The organism is Paraburkholderia jirisanensis, assembly GCF_054782355.1.
Genome location: NZ_BAAGSQ010000004.1, coordinates 94,284 through 107,787 on the forward strand (window position 1 = coordinate 94,284; position 13,504 = coordinate 107,787).

General features: G+C 62.5%; 12 protein-coding genes. 5 read left to right on the top strand and 7 right to left on the bottom strand.

All coding sequences use genetic code 11. The annotated features are described in order from the left end of the window. Positions 1–179 precede the first annotated feature (179 nt). Together ACYVNQ_RS02955 and ACYVNQ_RS02960 are read left to right on the top strand one after the other, a co-directional pair. Positions 180–809 (top strand): response regulator transcription factor, encoded by a 630-nt coding sequence (locus ACYVNQ_RS02955; protein WP_460900770.1) that lies wholly within the window; start codon positions 180–182, stop codon positions 807–809. Between the two features lie 147 nt (positions 810–956). Continuing rightward, positions 957–1,844 (top strand): class I SAM-dependent methyltransferase, encoded by an 888-nt coding sequence (locus ACYVNQ_RS02960; RefSeq protein WP_460900771.1) that lies wholly within the window; start codon positions 957–959, stop codon positions 1,842–1,844. Positions 1,845–1,882: 38 nt separating this feature from the next. Here ACYVNQ_RS02960 and ACYVNQ_RS02965 read toward each other — a convergent pair whose 3' ends face one another. The 4 genes from ACYVNQ_RS02965 to ACYVNQ_RS02980 all read right to left on the bottom strand — a co-directional run bounded on the left by ACYVNQ_RS02965 (position 1,883) and on the right by ACYVNQ_RS02980 (position 7,268). Beyond that, complete coding sequence (locus ACYVNQ_RS02965) at positions 1,883–2,194, bottom strand: hypothetical protein (RefSeq protein WP_460900772.1); 312 nt, start codon at positions 2,192–2,194, stop codon at positions 1,883–1,885. 362 nt (positions 2,195–2,556) lie between these two features. Then, positions 2,557–3,144 carry a chorismate mutase gene (locus ACYVNQ_RS02970; RefSeq protein WP_460900773.1) on the bottom strand — a complete coding sequence of 196 codons (588 nt, stop codon included), beginning with the start codon at positions 3,142–3,144 and terminating at the stop codon, positions 2,557–2,559. A 414-nt stretch (positions 3,145–3,558) separates the two neighbouring features. After that, positions 3,559–4,203, bottom strand: coding sequence for a hypothetical protein (locus ACYVNQ_RS02975; protein WP_460900774.1), 645 nt, complete (start codon positions 4,201–4,203; stop codon positions 3,559–3,561). 554 nt (positions 4,204–4,757) lie between these two features. Beyond that, the gene (locus ACYVNQ_RS02980) at positions 4,758–7,268 is read right to left on the bottom strand and encodes a penicillin-binding protein 1A (RefSeq protein ID WP_460900775.1); all 2,511 of its coding nucleotides are present in this window, start codon (positions 7,266–7,268) and stop codon (positions 4,758–4,760) included. 527 nt (positions 7,269–7,795) lie between these two features. Here ACYVNQ_RS02980 and ACYVNQ_RS02985 point away from each other — a divergent pair. The 3 genes from ACYVNQ_RS02985 to ACYVNQ_RS02995 all read left to right on the top strand — a co-directional run bounded on the left by ACYVNQ_RS02985 (position 7,796) and on the right by ACYVNQ_RS02995 (position 10,858). Further along, entirely contained in the window at positions 7,796–8,416 is a 621-nt protein-coding gene (locus tag ACYVNQ_RS02985; protein WP_460900776.1) for a hypothetical protein, read from the top strand. Between the two features lie 434 nt (positions 8,417–8,850). Beyond that, positions 8,851–9,531, top strand: a complete 681-nt coding sequence (locus ACYVNQ_RS02990) for a PspA/IM30 family protein (protein WP_460900777.1) — start codon at positions 8,851–8,853, stop codon at positions 9,529–9,531. Between the two features lie 97 nt (positions 9,532–9,628). Continuing rightward, positions 9,629–10,858, top strand: coding sequence for a tetratricopeptide repeat protein (locus tag ACYVNQ_RS02995; RefSeq protein WP_460900778.1), 1,230 nt, complete (start codon positions 9,629–9,631; stop codon positions 10,856–10,858). A 93-nt stretch (positions 10,859–10,951) separates the two neighbouring features. Here the strand turns inward: ACYVNQ_RS02995 and ACYVNQ_RS03000 are convergent, their stop codons facing one another. The 3 genes from ACYVNQ_RS03000 to ACYVNQ_RS03010 form a co-directional block, all read right to left on the bottom strand. Beyond that, complete coding sequence (locus ACYVNQ_RS03000; RefSeq protein WP_460900779.1) at positions 10,952–11,590, bottom strand: TetR family transcriptional regulator; 639 nt, start codon at positions 11,588–11,590, stop codon at positions 10,952–10,954. A gap of 123 nt (positions 11,591–11,713) precedes the next feature. Further along, positions 11,714–12,493: a class I SAM-dependent methyltransferase gene (locus ACYVNQ_RS03005; RefSeq protein WP_460900780.1), complete on the bottom strand. Its 780-nt coding sequence runs from the start codon at positions 12,491–12,493 to the stop codon at positions 11,714–11,716. Between the two features lie 365 nt (positions 12,494–12,858). Further along, positions 12,859–13,227, bottom strand: a complete 369-nt coding sequence (locus tag ACYVNQ_RS03010; RefSeq protein WP_460900781.1) for a hypothetical protein — start codon at positions 13,225–13,227, stop codon at positions 12,859–12,861. Positions 13,228–13,504: the final 277 nt, after the last annotated feature.

Genomic DNA, 13,504 nt, shown 5'->3' on the forward strand with positions numbered 1-13,504 from the left:
AAATCGATGCTCGTCCGGCTCATTCGTATCCGGCCAACCGCAACGCGATATAGGTTCGCTATGGCCGGGCGTCCGCCAATGGGTTGTAGGCAAGGTTCCACAAACATGGCTTGTCTTTGGCAATCAGCCGGATAAGCTCGGAGCTTCCCATCAAAGAGATGGACTGCGAGTCGTGTGGAATGGATTTCAAAGAAGAACGTTGGGTCTATGTCGTTGACGATGATGAAGGCATAAGGCTCGCGCTAGGCAGCCTCTTGAAGTCGGTCGGCTTGTGGGTGGCGACGTTCGACAGTACGCAGGCATTTCTGGAGGCCAACCGGCCTGAAGTCCCGAGTTGCCTGTTGCTCGACGTTCGCCTGAAAGGCGAAAGCGGGCTGGCATTCCAGCGGCGCGCGCAGGCGTGGAACATGCAGATTCCGATCGTCATTGTGACCGGCCATGCGGACGTTCCGATGACAATCACCGCCATGAAGGCTGGCGCGAGCGACTTCCTGACCAAGCCGGTTCGCGAGCAGGATCTGCTGGATGCCGTTCACCACGCATTGACCGCGGATGCGAAGCGCCTGCAGCACTTGAAGCGAAGCCGCGAATTCCGCGATCGCTACGAGTCGTTGACGCCCCGTGAGAAAGAAATCCTGTTGTGCGTGATAGCGGGGCAACTCAACAAGCAGATCGCCGGCCAGTTGAACCTGAGCGAAGTGACGGTGAAGATTCATCGTAGCGCGGCGATGCGCAAGCTCGGGATCAAATCGCTGGTGGACCTGGTGCGCGAAGCGCAGGGGCTTAGATTGTTGCCGGGGTATGCCTGAACACAGCGAATGCCGCTTGCCATTCTCAGGCGCCGCTGATTTTGATCCTTGACGTGCGAACCCGACGCAGCCCGCGCCGATGTGCGCAACCGGCGATAAGGCTATGATCCGGAGCAACGCAATCCGCTCACTGATCCCCGGCCCGCCATGACCACTGCTCCGTTACGAAAGCCTGTCTCACCGTACCTTCGGTTAACCATTGCGGCGAGCCTCGCATGCGCCGTGCTATCCGGCCTGCCTGCGGCGGCGTCTGCGGCGGCCGCCCATGCGACGGGCCCGGTCTCCCTTGCGGCGGCGATTGCCGGCCCACAGCGCAGCGACGCCGAGCGCATGCGCGACGCGTATCGGCACCCCGAACAGACACTGCGCTTTTTCGGCCTGACCGACCGGCAGACCGTGATCGAAATCGCACCCGGCGGGGGCTGGTACACAGAAATCCTCGCGCCTTATCTGCGCACGAACGGCAAGCTTTACGAAGCCCCGTACGTGAGCCCCGATGCACAGGACGCCGACCGCGAAGCACCCTACCTCGCGCGTTACCGGCAGAAACTGGCGAAAGACCCGGACAACTACGGGCGTGTGGTGGTCGGTTCGCTGGATGCGGGGCAACTGAACGGCGTAGGCACGCCCGGCAGCGCCGACATGGTGCTGACCTTCCGCAACATCCATAACTGGATCAAGGATGGCTATCTCGATGCCAACCTGCGCGCGTTCTACGCGGCGCTCAAGCCGGGCGGCGTGCTAGGTGTCGAGGAGCATCGCGCGAAACCCGCCACCACGCTGCAGGAAACCATCGATTCCGGCTACGTGACCGAGGACTACGTGATCGAACACGCGCGCGCCGCCGGTTTCGAACTGGCCGGCCGCAGCGAAATCAACAGCAACCCGCGCGACACGAAGGACTACGCGAAGGGCGTGTGGGCGCTGCCGCCTACTTACGCGGACGGCGACAAGGACAAAGCCCGTTACACCGCGATCGGCGAATCCGACCGGATGACCTTGCGCTTCGTGAAGCCCACCACCGCTGCGCATTGAATCCGAATCCGGCGCCGCCCGTCCCGGCGGCTGCCGGTTCACCGGTCTGACAACGGCGACCTGCTCGCAAACGACTGACGCGCGCGATCGACGAACTCGTTGAAACTGGTGGAGGTACGCACGATGCCGTCCAATGCGCTTCTGGCTTCGTCGAGATTGGGCGGATTGGCCGACAGCCAGCGTGTCGCCGCCTGCGCATAGATAATCGTCGCGGCGATGCGCTGTTTCATCTCGTGCGACATCAACGCAGTGACCTGTTCGAGATCGACCATCCGGTTCGCCTGCGCGAGATATCGTTCGATCTCGCCATCGTCGTATTTGCTTTCGGGTATTGTCGCGCCGGTTTTCATGCTCGTCGCCTTTACACGTTAGAAGTTAAGTTTGACAGCGTGGACGAAGTCTAGCGCAGAAGCATTTGCCGGGATAATCGCTATCTGAATCATACAATTGCTTATTCGTACAACTTCCAGCTAAATCGCTTTTCTGTTTCGGGGAGAGATTTTGTCGTTTTTGCCGGATGTGAACGTTATTGTTATTAACGCACGGCGTGGCGTTGCTAATGAAAAGCGGATGTTTCCCATTGTGTGCGCAGCACGGGAAACCGGCCAGATCCAGACGCATGAACAGACCGAAAACGTGGTTTGCCGGGGACGCGCTCACCGAGGCTTCGCGTGAGCGCGGATGCGTTGGCAGGTCGCTGCGCAGTGCCCCGTTACGGCTGTTCGCACACCCGTGCCAGCGCACGGTCCATCGCCGTTGCGTACAGCGCGCCCAACGCATGGCGCGCCGCGTACAGCTGCGTCGCGCGTGCGAGTTGCGCGCTGCAATCCGGTTGTGCGCGCAATGTCCCGGTCTCGGCCAACGCGTCGATAAAGCCCCGTTGCAGACGGTCGAGTTCCGGCCGGATGTCTCGCGTGAGATCGACCCGCTTGTCGTCGGGCGCACGGCCCGCCCGGCGCCATTGCGCAAGCAAGCCGTATTGCACCAGCTTGTTCGCTTCGATCTGATCGGCGAAGAAGTGAGTGGCAAGCAGCGGCGGCACACCACGCGCACGCGCGTCGTCGACGGCCGCCTGGATGACCTGCGCCTCGCGCGGCAAATCTTCTACCGGCTTTTGCGAATCCCACTTTGACAGCGCGACTTGCCGCGCGATATGTAGACGCGCCACCGTCATATCGAGCAGCGGCAGAAAAGCGGCATCGCCCGGTTGCGCACTCCATGATGGCGGTGCGGCAAACAATAACGCGGCCGCGAGTGGACTGATAATAAAGCGTGATTTTTCAAAGCAGAACTTCAGCATCGGCTCAATCCTTTCATGTGTAGAAGCGATCGTCATATACTCGACAGTCGCTGGTCGGCTGTTCTTTTCACAGAAGATTTCGTAAATCCTGCTTTAATTTTCCGATAAAAATATCACAGCGACTGAAAATTATTATGGGTTAAGCCCGTGCATGAAGACTCATGCGAAGCGCCGACCGGGCCGGCGAAACGCCGTGGATTTTCGCCTGGCAAGCGGGATCCGACATGAATTTTTATTCAATTCAGTTTTGAATTGCGGTCAATAGCTTCGTCAGTTTCGATGCCGGAAACCGGTATTGATTTTAGTGATCCGGTAAAATCCGATTTGTAGTCGATAACGAGCGGCAGCGCGCGAATGCCGCTCCGAATGCCGCTCCGAATGTCGCTTCATATGTCGCGCACTACATCATTTCGTTTATTGGCTTCGATGCCGCAGCAATTCGCCCAGCACCTGCTCTATCTGCTGCCCTCGCGTTTCCTGGTCGCGTTGCAACTGATCCAGTTCCGAACGCAGCCTCGCCAGGTCCTGGTCGATTTGCGTCCGCTCCGCACGCGGCCCAGAGAGTACCGGCCCCCAGATCTCGTCTGGCAAGCCTCTGGACGTCATGCCCGAGATTTCATCTTCTGCCCGGCGCTTGCTCGTCTCCTTGTCCGCGATCCGCAGCAGCAGTTCCTGCTTTTTCGCGCTGCCTTCCTGATGAGCCCGCGTCAGCTGCTCGTGCTGCCGTTCGAGTCTTGCCTTGTCTGCCGCATCATGCCCGGGTTGCCCGCCGGGCGCGCCCACGTCCGCGTGAGTGCGCCACATGCCATCGGAACCGATTCGTATCGGAATGCCTGGCTTTTCCGGATGCGCCAGCTGGATCGCGCGCCATGTGTCGTTGGCGGTATCGAATCTGGCCGCGTAGTGGCGCGCGCCGTCCTGCGCATAAGCTTGATTGTGTGCGTCGAGCCAGATTCCCGCCTCGGTAGCATGGCGCCGCAGCTCGCCTCGCGGTGTGCCCAGATACCGATCCGGCAGCGGTGGCGGCTGTGGGCCGGGCTCGCGCCTGTCGACGTGCATGCCGATGTGGTGTTGCGCGCTGACCCGCGCATCCGCGCGTCCGGTTGGGGTGTCGTCCGCGTGAGTGCTTGCGCTTGCCTGTCCTGCTGCGCGACGGCCAACGGTGCCGGCGCCGGGATCGGTCGTCCGGGCAGCCCGTCCTGATTCATGCGCTGGCTCATACCCCGAACCTCGGTGAAACGAATCTGCAACCCGGATTTCGAACATGGCGCCTCCTTTCGTCAATCGCCGTTCACGGCCGCGTCGTGCGGTTCCGAGCGCATTACATCAGCGCGCAGCGCGCGGCGTGTGGTGTCAGGCGATAGCGACGAAGGCGGCGGAGCAAGCTCGCCAGCGCCCGCCGACGGCCCCGCAAAGCGGTCGAGTGGGTGGCGTGTCGTTATCCACAGTTTTTGTTCATAGCCCTGTTGATAACACCAGGACAGTGCACCCAAGTCGTTGAACGCGCATCGAATTCGGCGCGCGCTGCACACAAGGTCGCACGCAATAAAAAAAGCGCGTTGCGGCGATACGCCGCGAACGCGCTTCACAACAAACCCCAAGCTCTCAGAACATCAAGGCTTGTTCGATTCGAACAGATCCATGATCTCTTTCTTCTCGGTCGACGACACGGTCGGCTGCGCCTGTTGCTGCGGCGTCATCCCTGCCGGCCCGATGCCGCCTTGCGCATCGCTCGCACCGGCCAACGCCGCCGCGCCACCGTCAAGCCCGATACTCGCGACGAAGCCCATGCCCGGCACCATATCCGCGTAGTACAGCTCGCCGGCCACCGTCGCGACACCGGCCGGCATCTCCGGCTCCACTTGCGGCACGCCGCGCAACGCACGGCCCATGTAGTCGATCCAGATCGGCAGCGCGAGCTGCGCGCCGAATTCGCGGCTACCGAGGCTCTTCGGCTGGTCGTAACCCATCCACGCCACTGCGACCAGCGATTGCTGATAGCCGGCGAACCAGCCGTCCTTCGCATCGTTGGTGGTACCCGTCTTGCCCTGCAGGTCCGAGCGCTTCAGCACGTTGCTGCCCGCCCCCGTGCCGGCCGTCGCAACCGAATGCAGCAGGCTGTTCATGATGTACGCGTTGCGTGCATCGACCGTGCGCGGCGCATCGCGCCCGGCCACCAGCGGTTGCGCGCGCAACACCGCCACGCCGCGCGCATCGGTCACTTCCGCGATCAGATACGGATTGACCCGATAGCCGCCATTCGCGAACACGCTATACGCGCTGGCCGACTGCAATGGCGTGACGAGTCCCGCGCCGAGCGCCATCGGCAGATACGGCGGTGTCTTGTCCGCGTCGAAGCCGAAGCGCTGCGTCACGTAATCCTGTGCGTATTTGGTGCCGATGTACGACAGCAGACGGATCGACACCAGGTTCTTCGATTTCTCCAACGCGACGCGCAGCGGCATCGGACCTTCCGGCTGGTCGTCGTCCTTCGGCTCCCATGCCTCGCCGCCGGGCGACGTGGGCGGGAAGTACAGCGGCGCATCGTTGACGATGGTCGCCGGCGCGACGCCCTTGTCGAGCGCGGCTGAATAGATGAACGGCTTGAAGCTCGAACCCGGTTGCCGCCACGCCTGCGTCACGTGGTTGAACTTGTTCTTGTTGAAGTCGAAGCCGCCGATCAGCGCGCGGATCGCGCCGTCCTGCGGTGTCAGCGACACCAGTGCGCCCTCCACCTGCGGCAGTTGCGTGATCTGCCAGTTGCCGTTCGCGTCGGCGACGAGGCGCACGATCGAGCCCGGCCGGATTTTCTGCGCCTGGGCCGCGCGCGCGGATAGCGCGTTCGCCACGAAGCGCAGCCCTTCGCCGCTGACGGTGGCCTTCGTGCCGTCCTGCATCTGCGCCTCTACCTGCTTCGGCGTTGCGGACGTCACCACCGCCGAGACGATCTCGCCGTTGTCCGGGTGATCGGCAAGCGCGTCCTCGATGGTTTCCTCGCGGTCGTCGGCATCGGCGGGCAGCTCGACAAAGCCTTCCGGACCGCGATAGCCGTGACGGCGTTCGTAATCCATCACGCCTTTGCGCACTGCCTTGTACGCGGCGTCCTGATCGGCCGAGTCGATCGTCGTCACGACATTCAGGCCGCGCGAGTAGGTTTCGTCCTTGTACTGCGCGTACATCATCTGCCGGACCATTTCGGCGACGTACTCGGCGTGCACGCTGTATTCGTTGCCGGCAACCCGCGCGTGAATGTCTTCCTTCACTGCCTGGTCGTATTGATCCTGCGTGATGTAGCGCAGCTCGAGCATCCGCTTCAGGATGTACTCCTGGCGAATCTTCGCGCGCTTCGGATTGACCACCGGGTTATACGCGGACGGCGCCTTCGGCAGGCCCGCGAGCATCGCCGCCTGCGCCAGCGAAATGTCCTTCAGGTCGCGGCCGTAGTACACGCGTGCGGCTGCCGCAAAACCGTAAGCCCGCTCGCCGAGATAGATCTGATTCATATACAGCTCGAGAATCTGATCCTTCGACAGCGCGCGTTCGATCTTGTACGCGAGCAGCATTTCGTAGATCTTGCGGGTGTAGGTTTTTTCGCTCGACAGGAAGAAGTTGCGCGCCACCTGCATCGTGATCGTGCTCGCGCCCTGCGACGCGCCGCCGTGCGACAGGTCGGCGAAACCCGCGCGCAGGATGCCGACGAAGTCGACGCCGCCGTGCTCGTAGAAGCGATAGTCCTCGATTGCGAGCACCGCTTTCTTCATTACGTCGGGGATGTCCTGGAAGCGCACGAGGCTGCGGCGCTCGTCGCCGAACTCGCCGATCAGCACGTGGTCGGCCGTATAGACGCGCAGCGGCACCTTCGGCCGGTAGTCGGTCAGCGCTTCGAGCGACGGCAGTTGCGGGTTCATCACCACCAGCGCATAGCCGACCACCAGCGCGCCGACCACGCCACATGCGACGATCAGGCCGAAGAACCCCAGCACGAGGCGGCCGAAGATCGAACGGCGCCGCGGTGGCTCGTTATCGTCGTAACGGTGATACGGATTGTCGCGATCCGGATCGGGGCCCCGGTCGCCTGAATTGCCCGAAGGGCTGGAGGATGGCGGCTGCTTGATGATAGGCATGACTCAAATGTCGGCACATCGTGGTGCGCCGTATGGTCACGCGCTGCATTGAACCGCGTGAATCTGCGGTTGCCGCGCGTGAATCGTGTGGGTAGCGAGCGTGTGCGCGCCAGCTCCGGCGCGCCTCGCACGGCGCGGCACAGCGGCCTGTGGCGCAATGTAACAGCGCATTTTAAAGAAATCGCGGCGGGTGCTACCGGATTTTTTTGTAAGAAATGTACCGTCGGTGGCCTGCTCCGACGATAAAAGACGAACAAACCGCCGGAAAATGCAAAAGCACGCCGATCTCGCGTGGCCGTGCGGTTATCAACAGATTTTGTTCATATACCTGTGGACAATGCGGCTGGAACGGCGCCAAACCGTTGATGTCACACGAGATTCACCGTGCGCCCGGTTTCGCGCCCGGGCCAGTCGTTTTATGATGGTCTGCATGCGCCGTGCCCTGCACGCGCGCGACGGGGTCTTGAGCCATTGTGCCGCGGAAGTTCGAAGCCTGATTCGAAGCTGTCAACCACACGAGCCGCCTTATGAACAAGCCTAGCGAACGCATCGTCGTCTTCGTGTCGCCTGCCCAGAAACGCGCCATCGCCAGCACCGCCGAGGAGCTCGGCATCAGCGTCAGCGAACTGATGCGACGCGCGGTGCTCGCGTTCGGCGCCACCAGCGAACAGGTGAAGGCAGCCAGCATCGTCGACCGGCTGCGGGCGCCACGCGAGCCCGATGCGCTGAATGAAGCGCTGCGGCGCGTCGCACGCTCGACGCGTCAGGTGCGTGAAAGCACGCATCCGGCGTTGCAGACGAAAGCGGCCGTTCCCGCAGCGGATGCGCAGACGCGAGATGCACAGGCGGACCCGGTCGCGCGGCGGGCATTGGACGATGCGGCGCATGAAGCACAGGAAGCGCGCGCGGTGCCGGCTATACCGGTCGATCCGCTACGTGCGCTGGCGGGCGAGGCCAGTGCCGCGTCCGCATTGGCGAGCGAAGGCCGCACCGAGGCGGATGCACAAGCCGCGGCCGAAGCAGCCGCACGCGTGGCTGCGGCGAAAGCGGTCGCGCTCAAGGCGAAGGCAAGATCGAAGCCGGATAGCGCCGGCGCCGATGACGCGCCGTGTATCGACCCCAGCGAAGGTCGCGGCCGCTTCGCGTGATATCAGCCTTCTATTTCCATTGCTGATTTTCCGTTGCCAATGGCGACCAGTGCCGGCACCGGCACGCCGACTACGTGGCGCAAACGTGTCGCGTTGTCGGCGATCCGAAAGCATTGAAATACCGCTGGCCTGTCGCGTCTTCCTTTTTCACGGACGGCTCTTCACTGTCGTCATGTAAGCTCGCCGCAGCAATGTTTAAGCCGTTTTTAAGAGAGTACGTGGTGTAATATCCGCGAACTGGCCGCCTGGCTGTTGCACATCGTTCGCAATGTCACGGTGTTGCCGCACAATCTGTTTGCCACGGCCTCTTGCAATGCGTGCAGCAGCCCCGATGTTTGGTCGCGCCGGTTGCGCAGCGTGGCGCGCGGCGGCCTAAACTATCGATGAACCGCGCCGGTCCGAACCGTGCCGATTTCAATCATTGGAGGTATTTCATGTCGCTTTTTGACAGCATCTCGCGGACGCTCAAAGGTCTGCTGAACGACGCAGCCGATTCGGTGCAAGACCCGTCGCGCGATGCACGCCAGATCGTGCGCGAACTCGACGAAAGCATCGCGAAGGCCGAGAACTCGCTGATCGAGATCCAGGCGCAGGTCGCCACCCAGCAAAGCAAGCGCGACGTGGCAGCCGACAAGGCGAAGAAGTACGAAGACGGCGCGAAGCGCGCGCTGCAATCCGGCGACGAAGCGCTCGCACGCGAAGCGCTCGGCGCCCAGTCCACGGCGGAAACCGAGCGCGACTCGCTGGCGCGCGAACTGGCCACGCTCGAACCTTCGGTCGCACAGCTGAAATCGCAGATCGACGACATGCGTCAGCGCCGCAACGATCTGTCGGCCCGCTCGAACATCCTGCAGGCCAAGCAGCAGATCGCGCAGGCGAAAGACACGGCAGCCACCGCATTGGGCGGCATTGGCGGCAAGAATCTTGCTGAAGACTTCCAGAAGCTGGAAGACAAGGTTGCGCTATCGAATGCGCGCTCCGATGCGCGGCTCGGTTCCGCCGATACGAAGAGCGGCAAGGCACTCGACGACAAGCTCGCGGACCTGAACCGCGGCCCGTCGGTCGACGACCGTCTCGCCGCCTTGAAGAAGCAGTTGAACACGCCGGCCGAGTAACGGCAGGCCACATGCGGTACGTAATGCGCTGCCGTACTTGCATTGCGCACCGCGGCGATTGCCATGGAGACGGGCGTTTGCGCGCCCGGCCCGCATCATGAAAAAACTAGTTGCAGCAGCGTTCGTTTCACTGATGCTCGTGTCGGGCGGCGCATTTGCCGCGCCGACCGCCACTCAGGTCGAAACGGCAATCCAGCAGCAAAACTGGTCGAAGGCCGATAGCGAACTGCGCGAAGTGCTGCAGGCGCATCCTGACAATGCACGTGCGCATTATCTGTACGCCCAGGTGCTGAGCCAGGAAGGCCGTCATGCTGACGCGCTCACGCAGATCCAGCAGGCCAAAACGCTCGATCCGCAAGTGCGCTTCACCGACCCCAGCCGCTTCGCGCAGACCGAAGCGCGCATTCGCAGCGATGCTGCGCGCGCGGGCGCGGTGGCCAGCACAAATACCACGGGTACCACGCACAATCCGTTCGCGCAGCAATCGTCGTCCGGCGATTCGCAGCAGGCCGCGTTTGCGCAAGAGGCACCGGCGCGTCACGGGCCTTCGATGGGCATGTGGATCGGCATCGTGATCCTGATCGGCGCGATTGCGTTGGTGTTGCGCTGGACCTTGCGGCGCGCGCGCTCGCAAAGCGATGCGACCTCGGATGACGAACGCCGCACGCAACTCAAGCGCGCCACCGATCTGCTGAACGACGTACGCTCGCTGAAGCTCGACGTGCGTTTGTCTACGACGCCGGGCCACGAGCAGCTGGAGAAAGAAGTCGAAGGCATGGAGACGCAATTGCGCGACCTCGTGCAAGGCTTGTCCGATCGCAAGAATCCGGTGCCACCGTATCAGCTCGACGATCTCGAGCGGCAACTCGGCAGTTTGAAGGCGCGTGCGGAAGGCCGGCCGGATCCGAATGCAGCCGCACCGAGCTATGCGTCGAATCCGAACGATTCGAGCTATGCGCGTGAAGCCGATGCGCAGTTCGGCAGACAAGTGCCGCCCGGGCAAGCGCCCTACCCGTATTCGCCGCAATATCCGCCTCAGCAACAGCCGCCGGTGATCATCCAGCAACCGGGTGGTGGGTTCGGTGGCGGCATGGGTGGCCTGCTGACGGGTGTGCTGCTTGGCGAAGCGCTGAACTCAGGCCGTGATCGCGTGGTCGAGCGTGACGTAATCGTCGACGACGAGCGCCGCCGCGGTGGCGGCGATGGCGGCGGCGACAACAGCCAGGTCGATTTCGGTCAGGGCTCGAACGACTGGAGCGATGACGGCAGCGGTGGCGGCAACGTCGACATGGGCAGCGACGATTCGAACAACTGGAACGACACGTGAGCGGTCAGCGGTTCTGAGCGTGAACTCGCGTTGAAACGACAAGGCCTCATCGAGTAATCGGTGGGGCCTTGTTTTATGTTGATCTTGCGTCGCTCACGCGTGTTGATGCTGAGCCAGCACCGTCGCTCCCGCAAACAGCCTGACGACAAACCGCTCCGAATAGTCGAGCAGCGCATCGCGTTGCTCCGCACTCGCAAGATATTCGGATGACAGATGAAACAGATGCAGCACGATCTGCGTACAGATTTCATCCACTGTCGCGCGCGGCAACCCTGGCATCAGCTGTAGCTGCACGACGTCATCGGACATTTCCGCCGACACGTCGCGCAGATTCTCACGCACCGCTGCGCGCAGCGTCGCAGATGTGCCGTGATACTCAACGAGTGCTCTCAGAAACGCTTCGGGATTCTCTAGCACGAACGCAAAGTACGCCACGCATGCGCGACGCGCCACGTGATGCGGCTGGCCGTACGGCTCGTCGTGTGCGGCCAGCCAGCGTGCACGGCGCAGCATCGGCCGCAGCTTATGGCTCACCGATTCGATCGCTTCGAGTGCGATGTCGTCGAGCGTTTCGAAGTGCCGGTAGAACGTGTTCGGGTTGAGCCCCGCTTCGCGTGCGAGTTCGCGCAAGCCTAGCGTCGTCAGGCTGCGGCCGCCGGCTGTCAGACGCAGCGCCGCTTCGATCAGTTTGCGTTTGCCCGGAGCCACGTCCGGGTCGAGAGCAGATTCCATGTGCGTCGGGTCGTCACCAGAAGTCGGAGCGCGTGTCGCGATGGCACGCGGCCGCCCTGCACTTTATACGAACTCGCCCACGAGATAGATTGACGAGCGCACGGCCGTTCTGTGCCTCACGGCCTAAACAGCGGCCGAAGCATACCCCACGTACACGCGCGTCTCGTACGTAAACTCGGTCATCCCGTCGCGCTGCGTGCGTTCGAACAGTTCGCGCAGCGCGGCGAGCGTCGGCTCATGGTTCGGATGCCCGACCTTCGGTGCATACGACGACGACATCAAGCGCCCTTCCAGTCCGCCCAGATCGAGCAGTTGCTTATTCGGGAAATACGCGTTGTGCGCGAACGAGTCGCCGAACCACGCGGCCATCGATTCATCGTCGCCGTAGCGCTCCGCCACCGCCTGATAGTCGGTGCTGTAGCGCTGCAGCAGCGCTTCATAGTCTTCGAGGAACTTCGATCCTTCGAGTAACCGGCTATTCCAGAACAACGCAATGAGCCCACGCGGCTTCAGAATGCGCGCGAACTCGCGGCGCGCGGTGACTGGGTCGAACCAGTGGAACGCTTGCGCCGCGATCACCAGGCCGACGCTGGCATCGTCGAGCGTCGTCGCCTCGGCCGTGCCTGCGACGCTTGAGAAGCCTGGGTAGTCTGCCAGCAGCGTATCGGCCGCGGAACGCATCGCGTCGTTCGGTTCGACCGCCACCACCGGATGCCCTTCGTCGAGAAACACCTTCGCCGAAATGCCGGTGCCCGCACCGATGTCGGCCACTTTCGCATCGGGCGCAAGCCCGCATGTGTCGTGCAGAAACGTGACGATCTCGCGCGGATAGGTCGGCCGGTACTTCACGTAGTCCGCGACGCGATCGGAGAAGCGCTGGGTGGAGTTGGCAAAGGTCGGCATGGTGGCGGATCGCATCGGGTCGTGACGGGAGCCTTACGTTACCCGACTTCGATGGGCAATGCATGACGCAATGCTTTCAACCGCCGCTTAACCGCCACCCAACAGCCGCAGCAGATTCCACAGGAACTTGCAGACCATCACGATCAGTTCCCACAGGCGGATCAGCTGTTCCCATCCAGATACCTCCATCGTTACCCCGTTTGCGCTCACGCCGCGTTGAATGGCTACTTCGATGCGCAAGCTAGCGTTGCAGATTGCGCATTAGACCACGCGCAAGCCTCAGGGATTTCGATGCTTCGGTCGTGGCGTTGCACCGTCATTGCAACGCCGCACCGGCTAACGAGAAAACCGCACAGACGAAACCGTCAGTGTTGCGCGGCCATCTCAGGTGCGCCTGCTCCATCCATCGGGTCGCTCAGGCGCTCTTCGATTTCATCCCACTCTTGCGGCGGGCATGCGCAGAAGTACTCGATGGATTGCCTGTCGAGCGCCGCGTCCGATTCGGCCGTCGACGCGATCTGCTCGACCAGTTCGATCATCGCAACGCGGTCGATCAGCGAAGCGCCTTGCCGCCGGATCGCGCGCGCCAGCGCCGCAATCGTCGCGGCTTCGTTGCTGAAGCGCTCCGCGTTTTGCATCGCGGTGGCATTCACGCGGCCGAGCAGAATGAGACGCCGCGCGAGCTGGTCGTGCGTCAGCGATTGCAGGGTTTCGAGCGTGAGTTGTTGAGTCATGGTGCAGCCTCCCTTCGAACGCCCGGACCACCCGTTTGGAAAGGGTGAGCGGGCACAGTGGAAAGGTGGGAAGACCGGGCGGACGAGCCGGCGAGCCTTGCGGCTCCCTAACCACGGCCCGCCCATAAGCAACGAACGTACGTAGGTTAAATGCACAGCCTGCGTGAACAGGTGTGCATCGTCCGGCCCGGGCTTCCCAACCCGACCGTCGTTGTTTCGACGGCGAGGCAAAGTATAGGCACGGACTTTTTTTGAGAGTTCACCTGAACCGGCTAAA